A 21,981-nucleotide genomic window follows, 5' to 3' on the forward strand; every position below is an offset into this window, starting at 1 on the left:
AGGTTAACGCGACATGAATTGACACGAAGCGGATCAGCGCGTCGGAACCGGCTTGGCGCCGCGGTAGTCGTAGAAGCCGCGCTGGGTCTTGCGGCCGAGCCAGCCGGCCTCGACGTATTTCACCAGCAGTGGGCACGGGCGGTACTTGGAGTCCGCCAGCCCCTCGTGCAGCACTTGCATGATGGAGAGGCAGGTATCGAGGCCGATGAAATCGGCGAGCTCGAGCGGGCCCATGGGATGATGGGCCCCGAGCTTCATCGCGGCGTCGATCGCCTCGACGTTGCCGACGCCTTCATACAGCGTGTAGATCGCCTCGTTGATCATCGGCAGCAGGATGCGGTTGACGATGAAGGCCGGGAAATCCTCGGAGACCGCGACCTGCTTGCCGAGCTTGCCGACGAATTCCTTGGCGGTCTCGAAGGTGGAGTCGTCGGTGGCGATGCCGCGGATCAGCTCGACCAGCTCCATCAGCGGCACCGGGTTCATGAAGTGAATGCCGATGAAACGCTCCGGGCGGTCGGTGGCGGCGGCGAGCCGCGTGATCGAGATCGAGGACGTATCGGAGGCGACGATCGCCTCCGGCTTCAACACCGCGCAGAGCTCGTGGAAGATCTTGCGCTTGACCTCTTCCTTCTCGACCGCGGTCTCGATGACGAGGTCGCAATCGGCGAGATCGTCGAGTTTTTCGGCGAGCGTGATGCGCGCCATCGCCTTGACCTTGTCGTCCTCGGTGACGGCCTTCTTGGAGACCTGGCGCGCCAGATTGCCGTTGATGGTGGCCATCCCCGACTTGAGGCGGTCGGGCGAAACGTCGTTGAGCACCACGTCGAAGCCGGCCAGCGCCGCGACATGCGCGATGCCATTGCCCATCTGACCCGCGCCGATCACGCCGACCTTCTTGATCACTGCCGCCATCATGTCATCCACCGGAACGGCGCGCGACGAGCGCACCCTGCCTATCCCCTTGAGCCGGGAGGTCCGATTTAATCAGAACCTTGGCTCGAAACCTAGATTGGATCGCTTCGAAGGCGCGCCCCACGCCGAAGAAAACGCCTCAGAAATGCAACACCGGCCGGAGTGTATACCTCCGGCCGGTGTTTTCGATGCCCTTTTACTTGCCGAGCTTGCCGAGTTCGGCCGTCAGCTCCGGAACCGCCTGGTAGAGATCGGCGACCAGGCCGTAATCGGCGACCTGGAAGATCGGCGCGTCCTCGTCCTTGTTGATCGCGACGATCACCTTGGAGTCCTTCATGCCGGCCAGATGCTGGATGGCGCCGGAAATGCCGACCGCGACATAGAGCTCGGGCGCCACGACCTTGCCGGTCTGCCCGACCTGCCAGTCGTTCGGTGCATAGCCCGCATCGACCGCCGCGCGCGAGGCACCGACACCGGCGCCCAGCTTGTCGGCGAGCGGCTCGATGTATTTGGCGAAGTTCTCGCGGCTCTGCATGGCCCGGCCACCGGAGACGATGATCTTGGCCGAGGTCAGCTCGGGACGATCGCTCTTGGCAACCTCCTCGCCGACGAACGACGACAAGCCCGGATCGGCAGCCGCCGCCACGTTCTCGACCGCGGCGCTGCCACCCTCGCCCGCTGCGGCGAAGGTCGAGGTCCGCACCGTGATGACCTTCTTGGCATCCTTCGACTTCACCGTCTGGATGGCGTTGCCGGCATAGATCGGGCGCTCGAAGGTATCGGGCGCGACCACCTTGATGATCTCGGAGACCTGCATCACGTCGAGCAGAGCGGCGACGCGGGGCATCACGTTCTTGAAGCGCGAGGTCGCCGGCGCGACGATCGCGTCATAGCCGGAAGCCAGCGAGACGATCAGCGCAGCCAGCGGCTCGGCGAGATCGTGCGCGTAGAGGTCGCCATCGGCGAGCAGCACCTTCTTGACGCCGGCGAGCTTGGCAGCGGCATCCGCCGCGGCCTTGGCATTCTTTCCGGCGACCAGCACCTCGACATCCGCGCCGAGCGCGGCAGCCGCGGTCAGGGCCTTGTTGGTCGCATCCTTGAGCGACGCATTGTCGTGTTCGGCAATCAGAAGCGTCGTCATCAGAGCACCCCGGCTTCGTTCTTGAGTTTCGACACCAGCTCGGCGACGTCCTTGACCTTGACGCCTGCCTTGCGGCCCGCCGGCTCCGTCGTCTTGAGAACCTCGAGACGCGCGGCGACGTCGACGCCGTAATCGGCGACGGTCTTCTCCGCGATCGGCTTCTTCTTGGCCTTCATGATGTTGGGCAGCGAGGCATAGCGCGGCTCGTTGAGGCGGAGATCGGTGGTGACGATCGCCGGTCCCTTCAGCTTGACGGTCTGGAGGCCGCCATCGACTTCGCGGGTGACCTTGAAGTCGGACCCTTCGACCTCGAGCTTCGAAGCGAAGGTCGCCTGCGACCAGCCGAGCAGCGCGGCCAGCATCTGGCCGGTCTGGTTCGAGTCGTCGTCGATCGCCTGCTTGCCGAGGATGATCAGGCCCGGCTGCTCTTCGTCGGCAACCTTCTTCAGGATCTTGGCGACGGCGAGCGGCTCGACAGCGCCTTCAGCCTTCACCAGAATGCCGCGGTCGGCGCCCATGGCGAGGCCAGTGCGGATCGTCTCCGATGCCTGCGCAGGTCCAATGGAGACCACCACGACCTCGGTGGCCTTGCCGCCTTCCTTCAGGCGCAGCGCTTCCTCGACGGCGATTTCGTCGAACGGGTTCATGGACATCTTGACGTTGGCGAGTTCAACGCCCGATCCATCGCCCTTGACGCGGACCTTGACGTTGTAATCGACCACCCGCTTTACCGGCACTAAGACCTTCATCGATCCTCTTTCACTCAATCTGGGAGGGGGGTTATCAACTGGCGCGGAACCTAAAGGCCTGATCTGCCCCGGTCAACGCGCGAACGGGTCTAATTTTGCCCTTCTGAAATGCGGGCGCTCGATGGGTCAGCGGTTCTGGCCGGGAACCCAAAGCACGTCGCCGGCGCCATTGCCGTTGGCCGTCCGGCTGGCCACGAACAGGAAGTCGGACAGGCGATTCATATATTGGATGCCAGCCGCGCTGACCGGCTCGCCGGGCCCGGCCGCCAGTTCCACGATCACGCGTTCCGCCCTGCGGCATATCGTGCGTGCCACATGCAGATGGGCTGCGGCCGGCGTGCCGCCGGGAAGCACGAAGGAGGTCAACGGCGCGAGCTTGTCGTTCAGCGTGTCGATATCGCGCTCGAGCCGCTCGACCTGGCTGGTCACCACCCGCAGCCGCTCAGCCTTGCCCTCCCGTTCGGGCACGGCGAGATCGGCGCCGAGATCGAACAGATCATTCTGGATGCGGCCGAGCATCGCATCGAGTTCGGGCAGGTCTTGCGTGTAGAGCCGGACGACGCCGATCGCGGCGTTGGTCTCGTCGACGGTGCCGTAGGCTTCGATGCGCAGATCGTATTTCGGACGCCGCTCGCCGGTTCCGAGCGCCGTCGTGCCGTCGTCACCGGTCTTGGTGTAGATACGGTTCAACGTGACCATTTAGCGCCCCATCGCCCAGACCGCGAGCATCGCGATGATGATCGCCACGAACTGAAGCAGCACGCGCCAGCGCATCAGCTTCTGCGAGGTATTGGGCGAGCCGCCGCGCATCATGTTGATGAGCCCGAGCAGCAGCACCAACGCCACGGCGCCAGCGGCCGCCGGCAGGATGAAAGTACTCAAGAGAGATGCCATTGGGCGTAGATAACACCGTGTGCGACGGTCCGCCATCTCCCCAGTTTTGCCATTCCGGGGCGATGCGGCGGGACCGAGCGAGCGAGGCCGGCACATCGAGCCCGGAATCCATCGCGCCACTTGCGCTACGGCTAGATGGATTCCGGGCTCGCGCTTCGCGCGCCCCGGAATGACGGCGGGGCGCTTCGCGATCTGGCTTTTGAGCCAATAATGTCAGAAGCTGCCTAAATGATTTCCGATTTGTGTCCCTCGCCGACCGCCTTCCCCTCCCCCCGCAAGCGGGAGGAGGGAGCAGTACAGGGCAAGCCGTGAAAGCGATCCGCTACATCTACGACGTCGTGATGGATGCGTTCTACACCTTCCTCGCCGATGACGGCTGGGCGATCGCAAGCCACATCGCGCTGTCGACGCTGATGGCGCTGTTCCCGTTCCTGATCGTGCTGACCTCGCTCGCCGGCGTCTTCGGCTCCAAGGAACTCGCCGACCAGGCCGCCAGCCTGATGCTCCAGATCTGGCCCAAGCAGGTCGCCGATTCGATCTCGGGCGAGGTGCATGACGTGCTGACCACGACCCGCACCGGCATTCTCACCATCGGCGCGGCGCTGTCGGTCTATTTCGCCTCCAACGGCGTCGAGGCGCTGCGGGTCGCGCTCAACCGCGCCTATGCGGTGGTGGAGATGCGAAGCTGGTATTGGCTGCGGCTGGAATCGATTGCCTACACGCTGATCGCAGCTTTCACTGCGCTTGCCATGGCGTTCCTGATCGTGCTCGGTCCGCTGATCATCGAGGCCGCGCGGCGCCACATTCCGCTGTTCGTCGAATCGAACGAAAGCATCCTCACTTGGCTGCGCTACGGCATCACCATCGGCGCGCTCGTGGTTGCGCTGTTCATCCTGCACGCCTGGCTGCCGGCGGGACGGCGCAGCTTCCTCCAGATCATGCCGGGCATCATCTTCACGGTGGTGGCGTCCCTGGTCTCCGGCGTCGTCTTCGGACAGTATCTGGCGCGCTTCGCCAACAACTACGTGACCATGTATGCGGGGCTCGCCTCGGTGATCATCGCGCTGGTGTTCCTGTATTTCATCGCCGCGATCTTCGTTTATGGCGGTGAGCTCAACGCCGCGATCATCAAGTCGCGGCTTCCTCATGGCGTGTCGCTTCAAGCAGCGCAGTCGCTAAAGCCCGCGGAGACACAGGCTTGACCAGGAAGGCGTCGGCGCCGGCCGCGCGCGAAGCTGCCTCGTCCTCGCCGCGGCCGGACACGCCGATGATCGGGATCCGAGCCAGCGGCGTCGACAGCGCGCGGATCCGCCTGATGGCCTCGATACCGTCGATGCCCGGCAGCACCATGTCCATCAGCACCGCGTCGAACGCGCCCTGCTCCAGCCGTCCGACCGCGTCCTCGCCGCGTCCGATGAACTCGGCTTGATGGCCGAGCTCGGTCAGGATCGTGTTGAGCACGACGCGGCCGAACGGATTGTCCTCGACGCTGAGCACGCGAAGGCCCGCGACCGCCTCGGGCCCGCTACCCTTCGCCTCGCTGCTCTTGTCCGATCCCGTGGCGTCCAGCGACACCGTCAACGTGAAGGTGGCGCCACCACCGTGGCGCGGAGCGACCGTGATATCGCCGCCCATCGCACGCGCCAATTGCTTGACTGACGAGAGCCCCAAGCCGGCGCCGCCGAAGCGTGAGGCGATAGTGACATTGGCCTGGGTGAACGGGCGGAACAGCCGCTTGATCTCGGCCATGGTCAGGCCGATGCCGCTGTCGGACACCGCAAAGGAGACACCGACCCTGCCCTTGCCTTTTGCTTTGGCGGGACGCCACGGCTCGACTGCGAGCGCCACGCCGCCCTGGTCTGTGAACTTCACGGCATTGTCGATCAGGTTCTCGAGCGCGGCGCGCAGGCGGACGGGATCACCGACCACGAGTCCGGGGAGCTTTTCGGAGATATCGACCTCGGCCTGGAGACCTTTGGCCGCGGCGCGGCCGGCCAGCGAATCGCCGGCGCTGCGGGCGAGCGTCCGTAGATCGAACAGGTCCTGCCGCAGCGCGTTGCCGCCCTTCCCCGTCCCCTTGCCGGTTCTGGCGGCATCCACGAACAGCGTGGCAAGGCTCGCCAGATGCTCGGCACCGGCCTTGATGGTATCGGCCCACCGCCGCTCCCGCTCGCCGAGATCGGACGTCGCGAGCAAATCGCTGATCGCCAGAATGCCGGTCAGAGGGGTGCGGACCTCATGGGCAAAGGCGGCCAGCGCCGCCTGGACCACGTCCGGCGCGACCGCCCTGGTGCTGCGCTTGCGCACCTTTCCGGCCGTGCCGGACCGCTTCCGAGGCAGCCGCCTGGACGTCCGCGTGGTGCGCACTGGACGCGTTTTCGCCGCCATGAATCCCCTTCGAAGTACTCTCTTCGAACCCCGCGCGGACCGAGCATGGCACGGAGGAACACCCGGAGTCACGGCGACGTTTTGCTAACCCCCAGAGAAACTTAACCTAATCCCACCAGCTGGCGGATGCGGGAGGGCGTGATGCCGGCCGCGCGCAAGGCGCGCAGACCGGTCGACTGGCTCGATTTCGACAGCTTCCGGCCCGCCTCGTCGCAAATCAGCGGGTGATGGCGATAGGCGGGCTCGGGCAGGCCGAGCAGGACCTGGAGCAGGCGGTGCACCGAGGTGGCGTAAAACAGGTCCTGGCCCCGCACGATCTCGCTGACGCCCTGGAGCGCGTCGTCGACGACCACCGACAGATGGTAGCTGGTCGGCGTCTCCTTGCGGGCCAGGATCACGTCGCCCCACGCCTCCGGCCGCACTGGGACGATGCCGCGCTCGCCGTCCGGTCCCTCGCCGTGCTCATTCCAGCTCAGGCGGGCGGCACGGCGGCAGGCGGCCTGCATGTCGAGCCGCAGCGCATAAGGCGCGCCTGATGCGATCAGCTGCGACCGTTCGTCAGCCGACAATGATTTCGCGTCGCCGGGATAAAGCGGCGCACCGTCGGGATCGCGCGGCCACGGCCCGTCCACCTCGCGCGCGGCGATGAGCCTTGCGATCTCGGCGCGGCTTTCGAAAGTGGGATAGACGAGACCGAGCGCGGAGAGCCTTTCCAGCGCGGCACGATAATCACCGAGATGCTCGGACTGCCGGCGCACCGGCGTTTCCCAGGCAATTCCGAGCCAGGCGAGATCCTCGTAGATTGCCGTCTCATATTCCGGCCGGCAGCGCGTCGCGTCGATGTCCTCGATCCGCAGCAACAGCCGCCCGCCAGTCTGCCGCGCGCGATCGAAGTTGAGCAGCGCGGAATAGGCGTGGCCGAGATGCAGGAGGCCGTTAGGGCTGGGGGCAAATCGGAAAACGGGTGGCATCATGCGACATATCTCGTCATGGCCGGGCTTGCCCCGGTCATCCACGTTCTTCGGTGCCGCCTGCCGATCATGTCAAGGTGCCGGACAAACACCACGACCACCGCTCGTGCTAGACAATACGTCGCGGTTAGAAAGACGTGGATGGCCGGGACAAGCCCGGCCATGACGTCGGAGAGCTTGTCGGACCATCATGACCATCCACCTCGAAACCCAGTCCGATCTCGAAGAGGCTGTCCACGCGCTCATCAGGCGCGATCCGCGTCTCAGGCCCGTGCTCGAGATCGCGGGCATGCCGGCGCTGCGGCGGCGCGAGCCGGGCTTTACCGGCCTTGCGCACATCGTCTGCGGGCAGCAGCTCTCGACCGCGAGCGCGGCGGCGATCTGGGGGCGGCTGTCGGCCGCGTTCGATCCGTTCGACCATGACGCCGTGCGCCGCGCCCGCACCGACCGGCTGGGGCGGCTCGGCCTCTCTGCCGCGAAGATCAAGACGCTGAAGCATCTGGCGCGCGAAATCGCCGCCGAGCGGCTGAACCTCGACGTGCTCGCGGAGGAAGATGCCGATGCCGCCCATCACACGCTGATCGCGCTGCCCGGTGTCGGCCCCTGGACCGCCGACGTCTACCTGCTGTTCTGCCTCGGCCACGGCGATGCCTGGCCGGCCGGCGACCTCGCCGTGCAGGAGGGCATCCGTATCGGGCTAGGCCTCAACGCGCGACCGACGGAGAAGCAGATGGCACCGCTCGCCGAACCCTGGCGCCCGCTGCGCGGTGCGGCGGCGCATCTGTGGTGGAGCTACTATCGCGCAGTGAAGAAGCGCGAGGGCGTGCTCGCGGGATCGGACTAACCCCGCAGCCTCGCGCGGTCGGCCCGGGCGCATTCGGCGACGAAGTCTACCACGGCGCGCACCGCCGGAAGTTCGACGAGATCGGGATGGGCGAGCAGCCATAGATCCGCGACGCTGGCGAGCTTCTGCGGGGCGACGCGCACGAGATCGGAATAGGCTTCGGCGACGAAGCACGAGAGCGCGGAGATTCCGATCCCGGTGCGGACCGCCGCCAGCATGTCCCCCTGGGACGAGCAGCGCATCACCACCCTCGCCTGCCGCGTGACGACGTCGCTCCAGCGCGCAAGCTGCGCATTGGATGACTGGTCGGCGAAGCCGATGACGCTATGCTCCCTCCACTCGCCACGCCGTTCGGGCAGGGACCGCCCGGCGGCATAATCGCGCGAGGCATAGAATCCCGTGCCGAGACGGCCGATCTTGCGGCCGACCAGGTTCTCCTCGCCGCTGTCGAAGGGCCGCAGGACCACGTCCGCCTCGCGACGGCGCACGCTCGCCGGAAACGGATGGGTGATGATCTCCAGCTGGATATGATCGTGTGCACGCAGGAAGGCAGGCAGGCGCGGCATCAGCCAATGCGAGGCCAGCGTCGCGCCGATCGACAGCTTGACGATGCCGCGCGCCTTGTGTCCTCCCGCCGCGACCGCGGTCTCAGCCCGTAGCGCCGCGGCCGCCATTGCCTCGGCGTGTTCGCGCAACGTCCGTCCATCCGCAGTCAGCGCCAGGCCGTCGGCGGCGCGCGCCACCAATCGGGTGCCGAGCTGGGCTTCCAGCGCCGCGATCTTGCGGCTGACGGTGGGATGGCTGGTGTGCAGGCGGCGGGCGGCGGCCGTGAAGCTGCCGGTATCGGCGACCGCGACGAAGGTCTTGCAAAGGTCCCAGTCCACCGGCAGCCCCGTTCATATCTGAATGACGATCAGTTCATTATTGAACGGCCGGAGCGCGCCGTCCAACCTTATAGTGGGATCAAATCCGCCAACGCGGCCGGCAATCCGCCCGCGCGACAATCAACAGGGAAACGCCTCGTCATCCGCCCGCCGGCGGGGCCGCGTTTCAGGAGGACATGATGGCGCTGCCCACTCGCTTGAAGGATTCGCTCGAGCTGCCCGTGGTCGGCTCGCCCCTCTTCATCGTTTCCGGGCCGGAGCTGGTGATCGCCCAGTGCAAGGCGGGCGTTGTCGGCTCGTTTCCCGCGCTCAATGCCCGTCCGGTCGAGAAGCTGGACGAGTGGCTGAGCCGCATCGAGGACGAGCTCGGCGAATACAAATCGCGCAATCCCGGCAAGAAGGTTGCCCCCTACGCCGTCAACCAGATCTGCCATGCCTCCAATGACCGGCTGATGAAGGACATGGAGACCTGCGTAAAGCACAAGGCGCCCATCATCATCACCTCGCTGCGGCCGCCGGCGGAGATCGTCGAGGCCGCGCACTCCTATGGCGGGCTGGTGTTCCACGACGTCATCAACGTCAAGCATGCGCGCAAAGCCGCCGAGCAGGGGGTCGACGGCCTGATCCTGGTCTGCGCCGGTGCGGGCGGGCATGCCGGCACGCTGTCGCCCTTCGCGCTGGTGCGCGAGGTCAAGCAATGGTTCGGCGGCGCGATCCTGCTGTCGGGCGCGATCAGCGACGGCTTCGGCATCGCCTCCGCGCTGACGCTGGGCGCCGACCTCGCCTATATGGGCACGCGCTTCATCGCGACGCAGGAAGCCAATGCCGACGCAGCCTACAAGTCGGCGCTGACGCAGCACGCCGCGCACGACATCGTCTACACCAACCTGTTCACCGGCGTGCACGGCAACTATCTCGGCCCCTCCATCGCCGCCGCCGGATTGGACCCGGACAATCTCCCGGCCGCCGACAAATCGAAGATGAACTTCGGCTCCGGCGGCAACATGAAATCGAAAGCGTGGCGCGACATCTGGGGATCGGGCCAGGGCATCGGCCAGATCACCGATGTCCCTCCCGTCGCGGAGCTCGTCGACCGGATGAAGAGTGAATTCGATCAGGCCCGGCAGGATTTCCTGATGCGCGTGAGCGCCTGACGTCTCGGACTGGCAAGAAAGGGAGGATGCAATGAAGCTGGCAGCCGCACTGATCGGCCTGTCCCTGCTGGCGCTCGCCGGCGGGAGCGCCCACGCCGAAGGCCGCGACGAGATCCGCATCGGGCAGACCCTGCCCTATAGCGGGCCGGCTTCCGGCTTCGGCGCGATCGGGCGGACGCAGGAAGCCTTCTTCGAGAAGATCAATGCCGACGGCGGCATCAACGGCCGCAAGGTCAAGTTCATCACGCTGGACGACGCCTATTCGCCGCCGAAGACGGTCGAGCAGACCCGCAAGCTGGTGGAGCAGGACGAGGTGCTGATGATGTTCGGCTCGCTCGGCACCGCCACCAACAGCGCCGTGCAGCGCTACCTCAACGGCAAGAAGGTGCCCCAGCTCTTCGTGCTCTCCGGCGCGACGAAATGGGCGGATCCGCAGAAATATCCATGGACCATGCCCGGCATGGCCGCCTACGAGTCCGAGGGCGTGGTCTATGCCAAGCACGTGCTGCGGACCAAGCCCGGCGCCAAGATCGCCATCCTGTCCCAGAACGACGATTTCGGCCGCGACTATGTCGCCGGCTTCAAGCGCGCGCTCGGCGACAAGGCCGCGAGCATGATCATCGCCGAGCAGACCTACGAGACCAGCGCACCGACGATCAGCTCGCAGCTCTCGACCCTGAAGGCATCGGGTGCCGACGTGCTGTTCGGCGTCGTGCTCGGAAAGTTCACCTCGCAGATGATCAAGGGCGTCGCCGAGATCGGCTGGAAGCCCGAGCTGTTCTTCGTGCCGACCTCGGCCTCGTCGATCTCGTTCCTGGAGCCGGCAGGGCTCGACAACGCGGTCGGCCTGATCTCGTCGAGCAATCAGAAGGACACTATGGACCCGCAATGGGCCAGCGATCCCGACGTGAAGGAGTACTTCGCCTTCATGAAGCAATACATGCCGAATGCGGACCTCTCCAACTCCAACTACGGGGCCGGCTACCACTACGCGACGCTGCTGATGACCGTGCTGAAGGCGTGCAAGGATGATTTCAGCCGCGAGAACATCATGCGCCAGGCGGCCTCGTTGAAGGACGTGAAGCTGCCGCTGCTGCTGCCGGGCATCACCGTTTCGACCGGGCCAGACGACTATCTGCCGTTCCAGCAGCTTCAGCTCCGGCGCTTCAACGGCAAGAGCTGGGTAGGATTCGGCGACGTACTGGACGATCGCTGACTCCAGCAGAATAAGGACAGACCATGATCATCAGCGGCGAACGCCGGATCGGCTATGACGAGATCCAGGCGCGCATAAAACGCGCCGCGAGCGGGCTGCGCGCCCTCGGCGTTGCCGAAGGCGCGCCGGTCGCGATGATGCTGCGCAACGACTTCGCCCTGTTCGAGGTGGTTGCGGCCTCGGCCGCACTGGGCAGCCCGGTGGTGCCGATCAACTGGCACCTAAAGGCCGAGGAGGTCCGTTACATCCTGACCGACAGCGGCGCGACGATTCTGGTCTGCCACGCCGATCTGCTGCCGCAGATTCGCGGCGGCATTCCGGACGATGTCCGCCTGCTCGTCGTCGCGACGCCGCCCGAGCTCGCCGCGACCTTCGCAATTCCCCCTGATGTGACCGAGGTCGCGGCGGGATCGATGGATTGGGACCGCTGGCGCAACGGCCATCCGGAATCGCAGGAGCCGCCGCGCCGGGCCGCGGCGATGATCTACACTTCGGGGACCACCGGCATGCCGAAAGGCGTGCGGCGCATGCCGATGCAGCCCGAGCAGGCGGCCGCTTCCGAGCGCGTCGGCGCAATCGCCTATGGCATCAAGCCGCGCGAGGACCAGGTCGTGCTGATCAACGGGCCGATGTATCATTCGGCGCCGCATTCCTACGGCATGATGGCCTTTCGCAACGGCTGCACCATCGTTCTCCAGGCCCGGTTCGACGCCGAGGAGCTCTTGGCGCTGATCGAACGCCACCGTGTGACGCATATCCACATGGTGCCGACCATGTTCGTGCGCCTGTTGCGTTTGCCCGAGGCCGTCAGGCAGCGTTACGACCTGTCGTCGCTGCGCTTCGTCGTGCACGGCGCGGCGCCCTGCCCGCCCGAGGTGAAGCGGGCCATGATCGAGTGGTGGGGACCGGTCATCAACGAATATTTCGGCTCGACCGAGACCGGCATCCCGGTGTGGCACTCGGCCGAGGAGGCCCTGAAGAAGCCCGGCACGGTCGGCCGCGCCATCGAAGGCGGCATCGTCAAGATCTTCCGCGAGGACGGCAGCCTCTGCGGCGCCAATGAGATCGGCGAGATCTACATGCGCCAGAGCGCCGTGCCGGATTTCGACTATCACGGCAAGGCGCAGGCGCGCGCCGAGGCGGGGCGCGACGGTCTCGTCAGCGTCGGCGACGTCGGCTATCTCGACGAGGACGGCTATCTGTTCCTGTGCGACCGCAAGCGCGACATGGTGATCTCGGGCGGCGTCAACATCTATCCTGCCGAGATCGAGAACGTGCTGATCACCATGCCCGGCGTGCGCGATTGCGCCGTGTTCGGGATCCCGGACGCGGAATATGGCGAGCGGCTGTGCGCCTGCATCGAGCCCGATTCGGCCGAAGAGCTCTCCGCCGCTGCAGTGCAGGCTTTTCTGCGCGAGCGATTGGCCAATTTCAAGGTGCCGAAGGAGATCCAGTTCCTGGATGCGCTGCCCCGCGAGGCAACCGGAAAGATCTTCAAGCGCAAGCTGCGCGATCCCTATTGGGCGGACCGGAGGCCGGGCGGGCCTTAGCCGGCCGCCACCGAATCCGCGCTTGAAGCATCGCCCGGCATATTCCGTCCGAGCAGGGCCGCATGCCTGCCTCGCTCGGGTCGCCCGCTTTTGGCGGTCCGCGAAACCGTATAGCGTCGGCCCCAGAGGAAACGCCGCGAAGACGGCCATGAGGTCGCGCATGCTGGACAAGACCAAGGATATTTCCGTCTCCGCACAGGCCTGGCTCGATGAATTCGAGCGCGCCCTGGGCAAGCCGGATAGCGCCCCCCTGAACCGCCTTTTCCTCGTCGACGGATTTTGGCGCGATGTGCTGGCGCTGAGCTGGAACCTGCAAACAATCGCTGGCAGCGACACGGTCGTGCAGCAGCTGACGGCGCTCGCGCCCAGAGCTGCGCCGTCTCATTTCACGATCGCGCCCAACCGCGCGCCGCCGCGCTGGGTGACGCGCGCCGGTACCAACACCATCGAAGCCATCTTCGATTTCGAAACCGCGCTCGGCCGCGGCAGCGGTATCCTGCGGCTCGTACCTGACAGCACCGACGGCGACCGGTTGAAAGCATGGACGCTGCTGACAGCGCTCGATGAGCTCAAGGGCTTCGAGGAGCAGCTCGGCACCTCGCGGCCCCGCGGCCAGGCCTATTCGCGCGACTTTCGCGGGCCGAACTGGCTCGACCTGCGCAACGCCTCGCGCGACTATGCCGACCGTAATCCAGCCGTGCTGGTGGTCGGCGGCGGCCAGGCCGGGCTCGCGATTGCGGCGCGGCTGAAGCAGTTGAAGGTCGACACGCTGATCGTCGATCGCGAGGCGCGGATCGGCGACAACTGGCGCAGGCGTTACCACGCGCTGACGCTGCACAATCAGGTGCAGGTCAATCACCTGCCCTACATGCCGTTCCCGCCGAGCTGGCCGACCTATATTCCAAAGGACAAGCTCGCCAACTGGTTCGAAGCCTATGTCGATGCCATGGAGCTGAACTTCTGGACCGGCACCGAGCTCGAAGGCGGCGCCTATGACGAGGCCAGCGGCCACTGGACAGTGACGCTGCGGCGGGCCGACGGCAGCCGGCGCACCATGCATCCGCGCCACGTGGTGATGGCGACCGGCGTCAGCGGTATCGCCAATGTGCCCGACATTCCGACCCTCGACAATTTCAAGGGCGCGCTGGTGCATTCCAGCCGCTACGAGGACGGCGAGAACTGGACAGGCAAGCGCGCCATCGTCATCGGCACCGGCAACAGCGGCCACGACATCGCGCAGGATCTCTATTCCAGCGGCGCCGAAGTGACGCTGGTGCAGCGCTCGTCGACACTGGTCACCAATATCGAGCCGTCGGCGCAGCTCGCCTACGCGACCTACAATGAAGGCACGCTCGAGGACAATGATCTGATCGCGGCCTCGATGCCGACGCCGCTGGCGAAGAAGACGCATGTGATGCTGACCGAGCAATCCAGGCAGCTCGACAAGGAGCTGCTCGACGGCCTCCGTCGCGTCGGCTTCAAGCTCGACTTCGGCGAGGCCGGCACCGGCTGGCAGTTCAAGTACCTCACCCGCGGCGGCGGTTATTATTTCAATGTCGGTTGCTCCAACCTGATCGTCGAGGGCAAGATCAAGCTCAGACAGTTTTCCGACATCGAAAGCTTCGTCACGAACGGCGCGCGGATGAAGGACGGCTCGACCATTGCAGCCGACCTCATCGTGCTCTCGACCGGCTACAAGCCGCAGGAATATCTGGTGCGTCAGCTGTTCGGCGATGCCATCGCCGACCGGGTCGGTCCGATCTGGGGCTTCGGGGACGGCTTTGAGCTCCGCAACATGTATGCACGTACGAAGCAGCCCGGCCTCTGGTTCATCGCCGGCAGCCTCGCACAATGCCGGATCAACTCGAAATATCTTGCGCTCCAGATCAAGGCGGTCGAGGAAGGGATTTTGGGCCGGACCTAGCCACAGCCGTCATTCCGGGGCGCGCGTCAGCGCGAGCCCGGAATCCATTCATCCGCGAAATGCCGTAAGATGGATTCCGGGTTCACGCTTCGCGTGCCCCGGAATGACAAGAGGAGAGATCAATGCCAGCCATTCTCGGCAGCGGCGAACACCGCTACCGCGTCGTCGAAAACTTCGCGAAACTTCCCGGCGGCTGGCAGCTCACCGACGTCGCCTCGGTCGCGGTCGACAGCAAGGATCGCGTCTACGTCTTCAACCGCGGCGCCCATCCGATGGTGGTGCTGGACCGCGACGGCAATTTCCTGCGCAGCTGGGGCGAAGGACTGTTCTCCCGCGCGCATGGCCTGCACATGGATGCCGACGACAACCTCTATTGCACCGACGACGGCGACCACACGGTGCGCAAATGCACCACCGACGGCAAGGTGCTGCTCACGATCGGCATCCCCGCAAAGCCGGCGCCGTTCATGAGCGGCGAGCCGTTCCACCGCTGCACCCACACCGCGCTGTCGCCGAAGGGCGAAATCTACGTCTCCGACGGCTACGGCAATGCGCGCGTGCACAAGTTCAGCCCTGACGGCAAGCTGATCAAAAGCTGGGGCGAGCCCGGCACCGACCCCGGCCAGTTCAACATCGTGCACAATATCGCCACCGATGCCGACGGCTGGGTCTATGTCGCCGACCGCGAGAACCACCGCGTGCAGGTGTTCGACGGCGAGGGCAAGTATGAGGCGCAGTGGAACAATCTGCACCGGCCCTGCGCGCTGTGCTGCTGCGGCAGCGCAAAGAGCCCGACCTTCGTCATCGGCGAGCTCGGCCCCGGCCTCGCCATCAACCGCAAGGTGCCCAATCTCGGCCCGCGACTGTCGATCGTCGACGCCAAGGGAAATCGCATCGCGCGACTTGGCGGCGAGGAGGGCCCGGGCGTTGCCAGCGGCAAATTCCTCGCCCCGCATGGCATCGCGCTGGACTCGAAGGGCGATATCTATGTCGGCGAGGTCGGCGTCACCAACTGGGAGACCAGCTTTCCAGACGAGGAGATGCCGGCCGAGGTGCGCAGGACGCGGTGCCTGCAGAAGCTGGAGCGGGTACGGGAGTAGCTGCCCCGGGAGGCGGTCACGACGCGGGGCTGGCGGTTCCGCGCGCCCCCGGGATCGCGGCATTTTGAGCGCTTTTGCCACCCCGCCGCCGCATTGCTTGCGCCTGAATAAGTCGCTCAACGGGCTTCACAATCCCGTCACGCTGCATGTAGTATGTCAGTACATGCTGCTTCGCAGCGTATATTGGAGGCCGGGAGCGTTACTTGAACGCACATGTCTCGCAAGGCAGTTGGCCGGTGTTGGTGCTGAATGCGGACTTCCGGCCGCTGAGTTACTACCCACTGTCGTTGTGGTCGTGGCAGGACGCGATCAAGGCGGTGTTCCTCGACCGCGTCAATATCGTCGCTCACTACGATCAGGCGGTCCACAGTCCCACCCTGCAGATGCAGTTGCCGAGCGTCGTCTCGCTCAAATCCTTCGTCAAGCCGACCACCCACCCCGCCTTCACCCGGTTCAACGTCTTCCTGCGCGATCGATTCGCCTGCCAATATTGCGGCTCGCCCGAAGACCTCACCTTCGATCACATCATCCCGCGCAGCAAAGGCGGCCAGACTACCTGGGAGAACGTGGTGGCGGCGTGCTCGCCGTGTAACCTGCGCAAGGGCAATCTCACCCCGGCGCAGGCAAAAATGTTTCCGCGCCAGAACGCGTTCGCACCCACCGTGCACCAGTTGCACCGCAACGGCCGTCTCTTCCCGCCGAATTACCTGCACGATAGCTGGCTCGACTATCTGTACTGGGATACGGAACTGGATCCGTAGGCGCGAACCTCCGCGCGTTATCCCCGCTGCAACGCCAGCGTCACGCCGCCGAGCGTGAGCGCCATCGCCGTCCATTCGCGCAGGCCCAGCGGCTCGCCCAGGATGATGGCGGCGGAGACCACGCCGATCACGGGAACAATCAGCATGCCGGTCGAGGCCGAGGTCGGTGGCAGACGGCGCAGCGTCTCGAACCAGGTGACGTAGCAGATGCCCATCGGCACCAGCGTCATATAGACGAAGCAACCGAGCCCCAGCGGGGTAATCGCGGTGATATCAGGACGCTCGAACAGGACGCCGAGGATCAGCATCGCGGCGCAGCCGAGACCGACCTGCCAGGCGACGACGACCAGCGGCGGCATCGGCAGCGGCTTGCGGTTGAGCACGTTGCCGAGCGCGAACAGGATGGCGCAGAGCAGCGCCAGCACGATGCCCAGCAGCTTGTCGGCGCCGAACGCAAAGCCGTTGCCGCTCAGGAGCAGCGTGACGCCGGCGACGCCAAGGATCAGCCCGAAAATATCCCGTGCGGCCGGCCGCGTATGCAGCACCGGCCAGGCAAACAGCATCGCCCAGATCGGCATTGTATAGGCGAGCAAAGCGCCCTCGCTCACGGTCACATACTTCATGGCGACCGTGCCGAGACCCATCCAGGCAAAGACGTTGGTGAAGGTCGCGAACAGCAGCCGCGGGACCGCCTCACGCGGCACGGCGAACGATTCCTTCCGGCTCAGCACCAGGGCGCCGAGAATGAGGGAGGCGCAGATCCCGGCAAGGCCACGTGCGAACAGGGGCGGCCATTGCTGGAGCAACAGCTTCATGAGCGGCCAGTTCAACGCCCAGCCGAACGCCGTCACGCAGAGGCAGAGAGAGCCGATCGTCCTGTCGCGCCGCGCCGAATCCATGGATAGCGCTTAGCAGGCGGACGCCGGCCGCTCCACCTCGGCTGGTGCATGCGGGCCATCGCGCGGGACGGAACCGGACCGCCTGGCGCTCGTTCAAATGGGAGCCCACGCGACGACGTGTGCCGCAGCGCAACCAGGGAGGCCATCATGCCTGCAGCCGAGAAAGACCATGTCTACAAGATCCTGGACCTGGTCGGATCGTCCGAGACCTCGATCGAGGACGCGATCAAGAACGCGATCAGCCGCGCGTCGAAGACCATTCGCGAGATGAAATGGTTCGAGGTGGTGCAGACGCGCGGCCACATCGAGAATGGCGCGGTTCGGCACTATCAGGTGACCTTGCGTGTCGGATTCACGCTGGAAGAGTGATTTCATCTTCGCTGTTGCGGCCGAACTTCACCATGCTGACCCAGATCTACGAAATTTCCAGCCCGGACGAAGCACGCGCCGTCTCGGAGATCGGAATTGATCACGTCGGTATCCTGGTCGGCGACGGCGAATTTCCGCGCGAGCAGCCGCTCGCTCTGGCGGCGGAGATCGCCGCTGCGATCGTGACGCCGGCAAGATTTTCGGCGCTGTTTCTCACGGCGCGAGCGGCGTCGATCATCGAATGGGCAAGGATGTTGAAGCCTGCGATCGTTCATCTCGGAGCGGCACCTGAACTGCTCGGGCCCGCAGAGGTCGCCATGGTCAAGGCCGCGCTGCCCGATCATCAGATCATGCGGAGCGTGCCGGTTTATGGCGAGGAGAGCGTCGAGATAGCCCGGAGCTATGAGCACATTGCGGACTATCTTCTGCTGGACAGTCATCGCCCCTCCGACAGGCAGATCGGTGCGATCGGCGTGCCGCACGACTGGAGCATCAGCCGCCGGATCGTCGAGCTGATCGGCATCCCCATCATCCTGGCCGGAGGCCTGGGTCCTGACAACGTCGCACAGGCCATCCGCGTGGTCGGGCCGGCCGGCGTGGATTCGAAGACAAGGACAGACAAGGAAGGCACGCACGCCAAGGATCTGGCGCGCGTGCGGCTATTCCATGAAGCTGCACGAGCCGGCGGGGAGAATTAGTCAGTCAACCCTTCCGTCCCGCCTGCCCCGCTGCCAGCTTCTCTCCGGCGGTGCACGCAGCTTTCCGAAGCTGAGAGTCCGAAGGTTGAGAGAACGTCTGCATATTTGCTGCGCTGCGACACGCGACGACTGTGCGGCTCCTGCAAACCAAAAGCTCGCCGACATCCAAAATGCGACATCGCGCAGCTTGTCGGATGCCGACAATGCGTCCAAACTGTGATCAAAGTCGCTGGATTGCGGCATACCCCCAGCGGTTAAAAACGAAGCGCACCGAAACGCGTTCGAACAACCAGGCCGCCAGGGAGGACGTCCATGACTGCTAAGTCTGAAAAGACCAGAACAACTCGTCGCAAATTCCTGCTGGCCGCCGGGGCGACCGGCGCTGCTGCCATCGCCATGCCGCAAGTCAGCCGGGCGCAGACGGTGACCATGAAGATGCAGGGCTCGTGGGGCAAAGCCGATGTCTTCAACGAGATGGCCGAAGACTATGTGAAGCGCGTCAATGAAATGGCCGGGGGCCGGCTCCGCATAGATTATCTGGTCGGCGGCTCGGTCGTGCATCCGTTCCAGGTGTTCGACGGCGTTCATGGCGGCCAGATCGACGCGGCACATACGGTGACGGTCTACTGGTACGGCAAACACAAGGCAGCATCGCTGTTCGGGACAGGTCCCGTGTTCGGCTTCAACGCCAACGAAGGCCTCGGCTGGATCCACAACGGCGGCGGCAAGGAGCTGTTTGAGGAGCTCCAGACCCAGATCATGAACGTCAACATCAAGAGCTTCTTCGCCATGCCGATGCCGACCCAGCCGCTCGGCTGGTTCAAGAAGCCCATCACCAGCGACGCTGATCTCAAGGGCTTGAAGTATCGCACGGTCGGCCTTGCCGCCGATCTCTTCCAGGCGATGGGTGCATCCGTCGCGCAGCTACCCGGCGGCGAGATCGTGCCCGCGATGGAGCGCGGCGTGATCGACGGGTTCGAGTTCAACAATCCGACCTCGGACCGGCGCTTCGGCGCACAGGATGTCGCCAAGAACTACATGATGGGCAGCCACCATCAGGCGACGGAATATTTCGAGATCATGTTCAACCGGACCAAATTCAACGCGCTGCCGAAGGAACAGCAGGCGATCCTGCAATACGCCGCCGAAGCTGCTTCCTCCGCCAACGAATGGAAAGGCATGGACTACTATTCCAAGGACCTGCAGGAGCTGATCAACAAGGACAAGGTCAACGTCCTGCGGACGCCGAAGTCGGTGTTCGACGCGCAGATCAAGGCGTGGGACGGTCTGATCGCCCAGCTCGGCACGGATCCGTTCATGAAGAAGGTGATGGACTCGCAGAAGGCCTGGGTGCGCCGCGTGGTTTACTACAACATGAACAACGCGACGGATTACCGCGGCGCCTTCGAGCATCACTTCCCAGGCGTGCTCAAGGTGTGACGGCTTTCGCGGCGCATCGCGTGAAGCCGAATCGTGAGGGGGCGGCGCAATTGAAGCGCCGCCCGCGAGTTGGGAGGGGGACATCCGGATGTACTGCTCGCAGCGAGTTCAGCTCGCATGACGAAATTCCTGTTCTTCATCGATGAGCTCAGCACGTGGGTCGGCAAGGCGTTCGCCTGGCTGATTCTCGTCCTGACCCTGGGTGTCAGCTACGAGGTGTTCGTGCGCTACGTGCTGCGTGCGCCGACCACCTGGGCTTTCGACATCAGCTACATCACCTATGGCGCGATGTTCCTGATGGCCGGCGCGTATACGCTCTCGCGCAACGGCCATGTGCGCGCCGACGTGGTCTACCGCCTCTGGTCGCCGCGCACCCAGGCGACGATGGACCTCGTCCTGTATATCCTGTTCTTCCTGCCGGCGATCGCCGCGCTGATGTATTCGGGCTGGAACTACGCCCAGATGTCGGTGCGCTTCCGCGAAGTCAGTATCTTCAGTCCGGCCGGCGTGCCGGTGTTTCCGCTGAAGGCGCTGATCCCGCTCACCGGTTTCCTTCTGTTTCTGCAAGGGTTCGCTGAAATCATTCGCTGTGTGCTGTGCATCCGCACCGGCCGATGGCCGCAACGACTGCACGACGTGGAAGAGACCGAGAGCCTCATCATCCGCGAACATCAGCAGCACGCGGCTGAGCCGCAGAGCGAGAAGGGACCAGGCGCATGACCGATCCTCAACTCGGCATGCTGATGCTGGGCCTCTTCATCTTCATCATCATGCTCGGCTTCCCGATCGCGTTCACGCTGATGGCGATGGGCGTCTCGTTCGGCTACTATGCCTACTACACCCCCGGTCAGGACTTCTTCCAGAACCGCGTCTTCACGCTGCTGGTGCAGAAGACGTTCGAGGTCACATCCAGCGATGTGCTGGTTGCGGTTCCGCTGTTCCTGTTCATGGGCTATCTGATCGAGCGCGCAAACATTCTCGACCGCCTGTTCTACTCGCTGCAATTGTCGATGAAGAACGTGCCGGGCGCGCTGGCGGTGGCAACGCTGATCACCTGCGCGATGTTCGCGACCGCGACCGGCATCGTCGGCGCGGTTGTCACGCTGATGGGCCTGCTGGCCTTGCCGGCGATGCTGCGCGCCGGTTACGACGTCAAGCTGTCGGCAGGCGTCGTCTGCGCCGGCGGCTGCCTCGGCATCCTGATTCCGCCGAGCATTCTGCTGATCGTCTATGCGGCAACCGCCGGCGTTTCGGCGGTCAAGCTTTATGCGGCCGCTTTCTTTCCGGGGTTCCTGTTGGCCGGCCTCTACGTCCTCTATGCGATGGCGCGCGCGATCATCAATCCCGCGCTGGCGCCGAAGCTGCCGCCCGAGCAGACCAACGTGCCGCTCAGCACGGTAATCTGGGCGCTCGCCACATCGTTCCTGCCGCTGGCGTTGCTGATCGTTTCGGTGCTCGGCGCGATCCTGTTCGGCCTGGCGACGCCATCCGAGGCGGCCGCGGTGGGTGCCCTCATGAGCATCGTTCTGGCCGCCGCCTATCGTTCGCTCAACTTCACGATGATGCGCGAATCGGTCTATCTGACCGTGCGTGCCACCGCGATGGTCTGTTACCTGTTCATCGGGTCGTGGACGTTCTCCGCGGTGTTTGCCGTCCTCGGCGGACAGACGGTGGTCGAGCAGTTCTTCGCCGCGATGAACCTGTCGCCGATCGGGTTCCTGCTGTTGACCCAGGTGATCATCTTCCTGCTCGGCTGGCCGCTGGAATGGACCGAGATCATCATCATCTTCGTGCCGATCTTCCTGCCGCTGCTGCCCCAATACGGCATCGATCCGATCTTCTTCGGCATCCTGGTGGCACTGAACACGCAGACGGCGTTCAACACGCCGCCGGTCGCGATGGCGGCCTTCTATCTGAAGGGCGTGGCGCCGCCTCAAGTGAAGCTGACCGACATCTTCTCCGGCGCGCTTCCCTTTGTCGGTCTGGTCTTCCTCACCATGGCACTGGTCTACATCTTCCCGGGGATCGCATTGTGGTTGCCCACCTATCTCTATGGATCGCGATGAGCGCGCCCGGCAAACCGC

At 64.9% G+C, this 21,981-nt stretch carries 22 protein-coding genes; 13 read left to right on the plus strand and 9 right to left on the minus strand.

Annotated features, from left to right (window positions below):
• Nucleotides 1-33: 33 nt before the first annotated feature.
• The 5 genes from ABIA42_RS28625 to ABIA42_RS28645 all read right to left on the minus strand — a co-directional run bounded on the left by ABIA42_RS28625 (nt 34) and on the right by ABIA42_RS28645 (nt 3,699).
• Nucleotides 34-915, minus strand: a complete 882-nt coding sequence (locus ABIA42_RS28625; protein WP_271532256.1) for a 3-hydroxybutyryl-CoA dehydrogenase — start codon at nt 913-915, stop codon at nt 34-36.
• A 196-nt stretch (nt 916-1,111) separates the two neighbouring features.
• Nucleotides 1,112-2,056 (minus strand): electron transfer flavoprotein subunit alpha/FixB family protein, encoded by a 945-nt coding sequence (locus ABIA42_RS28630; protein ID WP_271531559.1) that lies wholly within the window; start codon nt 2,054-2,056, stop codon nt 1,112-1,114.
• Nucleotides 2,056-2,805, minus strand: a complete 750-nt coding sequence (locus ABIA42_RS28635; RefSeq protein ID WP_028178514.1) for an electron transfer flavoprotein subunit beta/FixA family protein — start codon at nt 2,803-2,805, stop codon at nt 2,056-2,058. The genes ABIA42_RS28630 and ABIA42_RS28635 overlap by 1 nt, the downstream gene beginning before the upstream one ends.
• A 126-nt stretch (nt 2,806-2,931) precedes the next feature.
• Nucleotides 2,932-3,504 carry a cob(I)yrinic acid a,c-diamide adenosyltransferase gene (locus ABIA42_RS28640; RefSeq protein WP_370118860.1) on the minus strand — a complete coding sequence of 191 codons (573 nt, stop codon included), beginning with the start codon at nt 3,502-3,504 and terminating at the stop codon, nt 2,932-2,934.
• Nucleotides 3,505-3,699 carry a twin transmembrane helix small protein gene (locus ABIA42_RS28645; RefSeq protein ID WP_028178512.1) on the minus strand — a complete coding sequence of 65 codons (195 nt, stop codon included), beginning with the start codon at nt 3,697-3,699 and terminating at the stop codon, nt 3,505-3,507. It lies immediately after the preceding gene.
• Between the two features lie 308 nt (nt 3,700-4,007).
• Between ABIA42_RS28645 and ABIA42_RS28650 the strand changes: the two genes are divergently transcribed.
• The gene (locus ABIA42_RS28650) at nt 4,008-4,901 is read left to right on the plus strand and encodes a YihY/virulence factor BrkB family protein (RefSeq protein WP_271531552.1); all 894 of its coding nucleotides are present in this window, start codon (nt 4,008-4,010) and stop codon (nt 4,899-4,901) included.
• Here the strand turns inward: ABIA42_RS28650 and ABIA42_RS28655 are convergent.
• On the minus strand, nt 4,828-6,087 hold the full coding sequence (locus ABIA42_RS28655) for an ATP-binding protein (protein WP_370143680.1): 1,260 nt from the start codon (nt 6,085-6,087) through the stop codon (nt 4,828-4,830). The genes ABIA42_RS28650 and ABIA42_RS28655 overlap by 74 nt on opposite strands.
• A 101-nt stretch (nt 6,088-6,188) precedes the next feature.
• Entirely contained in the window at nt 6,189-7,058 is an 870-nt protein-coding gene (gene gluQRS, locus ABIA42_RS28660) for a tRNA glutamyl-Q(34) synthetase GluQRS (protein WP_271532254.1), read from the minus strand.
• Nucleotides 7,059-7,248: 190 nt separating this feature from the next.
• On the opposite strand from gluQRS, the gene ABIA42_RS28665 reads away from it, so the two are divergent.
• Nucleotides 7,249-7,902, plus strand: a complete 654-nt coding sequence (locus ABIA42_RS28665) for a DNA-3-methyladenine glycosylase (protein WP_271531548.1) — start codon at nt 7,249-7,251, stop codon at nt 7,900-7,902.
• On the opposite strand, the gene ABIA42_RS28670 is transcribed toward ABIA42_RS28665, so the two are convergent.
• On the minus strand, nt 7,899-8,786 hold the full coding sequence (locus ABIA42_RS28670; protein WP_370118854.1) for a LysR family transcriptional regulator: 888 nt from the start codon (nt 8,784-8,786) through the stop codon (nt 7,899-7,901). The two genes, ABIA42_RS28665 and ABIA42_RS28670, sit on opposite strands and share 4 nt — an antisense overlap.
• A gap of 179 nt (nt 8,787-8,965) precedes the next feature.
• On the opposite strand from ABIA42_RS28670, the gene ABIA42_RS28675 reads away from it, so the two are divergent.
• The 6 genes from ABIA42_RS28675 to ABIA42_RS28700 all read left to right on the plus strand — a co-directional run bounded on the left by ABIA42_RS28675 (nt 8,966) and on the right by ABIA42_RS28700 (nt 16,491).
• A complete protein-coding gene (locus tag ABIA42_RS28675; RefSeq protein WP_370118851.1) occupies nt 8,966-9,940 on the plus strand; it encodes an NAD(P)H-dependent flavin oxidoreductase in 975 nt (324 codons plus the stop codon).
• Between the two features lie 31 nt (nt 9,941-9,971).
• Nucleotides 9,972-11,156, plus strand: coding sequence for an ABC transporter substrate-binding protein (locus ABIA42_RS28680; RefSeq protein ID WP_370118848.1), 1,185 nt, complete (start codon nt 9,972-9,974; stop codon nt 11,154-11,156).
• A 23-nt stretch (nt 11,157-11,179) separates the two neighbouring features.
• Entirely contained in the window at nt 11,180-12,706 is a 1,527-nt protein-coding gene (locus ABIA42_RS28685) for an acyl-CoA synthetase (RefSeq protein WP_370118845.1), read from the plus strand.
• A gap of 160 nt (nt 12,707-12,866) precedes the next feature.
• A complete protein-coding gene (locus tag ABIA42_RS28690) occupies nt 12,867-14,630 on the plus strand; it encodes a flavin-containing monooxygenase (protein WP_370118842.1) in 1,764 nt (587 codons plus the stop codon).
• A gap of 122 nt (nt 14,631-14,752) precedes the next feature.
• Entirely contained in the window at nt 14,753-15,730 is a 978-nt protein-coding gene (locus tag ABIA42_RS28695; protein ID WP_370118839.1) for a peptidyl-alpha-hydroxyglycine alpha-amidating lyase family protein, read from the plus strand.
• Nucleotides 15,731-15,933: 203 nt separating this feature from the next.
• The gene (locus ABIA42_RS28700) at nt 15,934-16,491 is read left to right on the plus strand and encodes an HNH endonuclease (RefSeq protein WP_028134115.1); all 558 of its coding nucleotides are present in this window, start codon (nt 15,934-15,936) and stop codon (nt 16,489-16,491) included.
• Nucleotides 16,492-16,508: 17 nt separating this feature from the next.
• On the opposite strand, the gene ABIA42_RS28705 is transcribed toward ABIA42_RS28700, so the two are convergent.
• Nucleotides 16,509-17,390, minus strand: coding sequence for a DMT family transporter (locus ABIA42_RS28705; RefSeq protein WP_370118835.1), 882 nt, complete (start codon nt 17,388-17,390; stop codon nt 16,509-16,511).
• Between the two features lie 147 nt (nt 17,391-17,537).
• Between ABIA42_RS28705 and ABIA42_RS28710 the strand changes: the two genes are divergently transcribed.
• The 5 genes from ABIA42_RS28710 to ABIA42_RS28730 all read left to right on the plus strand — a co-directional run bounded on the left by ABIA42_RS28710 (nt 17,538) and on the right by ABIA42_RS28730 (nt 21,963).
• On the plus strand, nt 17,538-17,759 hold the full coding sequence (locus ABIA42_RS28710; protein WP_124161345.1) for a dodecin: 222 nt from the start codon (nt 17,538-17,540) through the stop codon (nt 17,757-17,759).
• Nucleotides 17,756-18,457, plus strand: a complete 702-nt coding sequence (locus ABIA42_RS28715; protein WP_370118832.1) for a phosphoribosylanthranilate isomerase — start codon at nt 17,756-17,758, stop codon at nt 18,455-18,457. Before ABIA42_RS28710 ends, ABIA42_RS28715 begins: the two co-directional genes overlap by 4 nt.
• 312 nt (nt 18,458-18,769) lie before the next feature.
• Complete coding sequence (locus tag ABIA42_RS28720) at nt 18,770-19,897, plus strand: TRAP transporter substrate-binding protein (RefSeq protein ID WP_370118829.1); 1,128 nt, start codon at nt 18,770-18,772, stop codon at nt 19,895-19,897.
• A gap of 117 nt (nt 19,898-20,014) precedes the next feature.
• Entirely contained in the window at nt 20,015-20,617 is a 603-nt protein-coding gene (locus ABIA42_RS28725; protein WP_271531525.1) for a TRAP transporter small permease subunit, read from the plus strand.
• Nucleotides 20,614-21,963, plus strand: coding sequence for a TRAP transporter large permease subunit (locus ABIA42_RS28730; protein WP_271531523.1), 1,350 nt, complete (start codon nt 20,614-20,616; stop codon nt 21,961-21,963). Before ABIA42_RS28725 ends, ABIA42_RS28730 begins: the two co-directional genes overlap by 4 nt.
• The last annotated feature ends 18 nt before the right edge of the window (nt 21,964-21,981 follow it).

This window comes from Bradyrhizobium sp. USDA 327 (assembly GCF_041262065.1).
In the GTDB taxonomy this organism is placed as follows: Bacteria; Pseudomonadota; Alphaproteobacteria; order Rhizobiales; family Xanthobacteraceae; genus Bradyrhizobium; species Bradyrhizobium liaoningense.

Coding starts and splice junctions, on each gene's coding strand:
- ABIA42_RS28630 (WP_271531559.1), bottom strand. CDS start 2,056: ATGACGACGCTTCTGATTGCCGAACACGACAATGCGTCGCTCAAGGAT.
- ABIA42_RS28635 (WP_028178514.1), bottom strand. CDS start 2,805: ATGAAGGTCTTAGTGCCGGTAAAGCGGGTGGTCGATTACAACGTCAAG.
- gluQRS (WP_271532254.1), bottom strand. CDS start 7,058: ATGCCACCCGTTTTCCGATTTGCCCCCAGCCCTAACGGCCTCCTGCAT.
- ABIA42_RS28725 (WP_271531525.1), top strand. CDS start 20,015: ATGACGAAATTCCTGTTCTTCATCGATGAGCTCAGCACGTGGGTCGGC.
- ABIA42_RS28710 (WP_124161345.1), top strand. CDS start 17,538: ATGCCTGCAGCCGAGAAAGACCATGTCTACAAGATCCTGGACCTGGTC.
- ABIA42_RS28720 (WP_370118829.1), top strand. CDS start 18,770: ATGACTGCTAAGTCTGAAAAGACCAGAACAACTCGTCGCAAATTCCTG.
- ABIA42_RS28690 (WP_370118842.1), top strand. CDS start 12,867: ATGCTGGACAAGACCAAGGATATTTCCGTCTCCGCACAGGCCTGGCTC.
- ABIA42_RS28705 (WP_370118835.1), bottom strand. CDS start 17,390: ATGGATTCGGCGCGGCGCGACAGGACGATCGGCTCTCTCTGCCTCTGC.
- ABIA42_RS28675 (WP_370118851.1), top strand. CDS start 8,966: ATGGCGCTGCCCACTCGCTTGAAGGATTCGCTCGAGCTGCCCGTGGTC.
- ABIA42_RS28730 (WP_271531523.1), top strand. CDS start 20,614: ATGACCGATCCTCAACTCGGCATGCTGATGCTGGGCCTCTTCATCTTC.
- ABIA42_RS28645 (WP_028178512.1), bottom strand. CDS start 3,699: ATGGCATCTCTCTTGAGTACTTTCATCCTGCCGGCGGCCGCTGGCGCC.
- ABIA42_RS28680 (WP_370118848.1), top strand. CDS start 9,972: ATGAAGCTGGCAGCCGCACTGATCGGCCTGTCCCTGCTGGCGCTCGCC.
- ABIA42_RS28655 (WP_370143680.1), bottom strand. CDS start 6,087: ATGGCGGCGAAAACGCGTCCAGTGCGCACCACGCGGACGTCCAGGCGG.
- ABIA42_RS28625 (WP_271532256.1), bottom strand. CDS start 915: ATGGCGGCAGTGATCAAGAAGGTCGGCGTGATCGGCGCGGGTCAGATG.
- ABIA42_RS28685 (WP_370118845.1), top strand. CDS start 11,180: ATGATCATCAGCGGCGAACGCCGGATCGGCTATGACGAGATCCAGGCG.
- ABIA42_RS28665 (WP_271531548.1), top strand. CDS start 7,249: ATGACCATCCACCTCGAAACCCAGTCCGATCTCGAAGAGGCTGTCCAC.
- ABIA42_RS28640 (WP_370118860.1), bottom strand. CDS start 3,504: ATGGTCACGTTGAACCGTATCTACACCAAGACCGGTGACGACGGCACG.
- ABIA42_RS28695 (WP_370118839.1), top strand. CDS start 14,753: ATGCCAGCCATTCTCGGCAGCGGCGAACACCGCTACCGCGTCGTCGAA.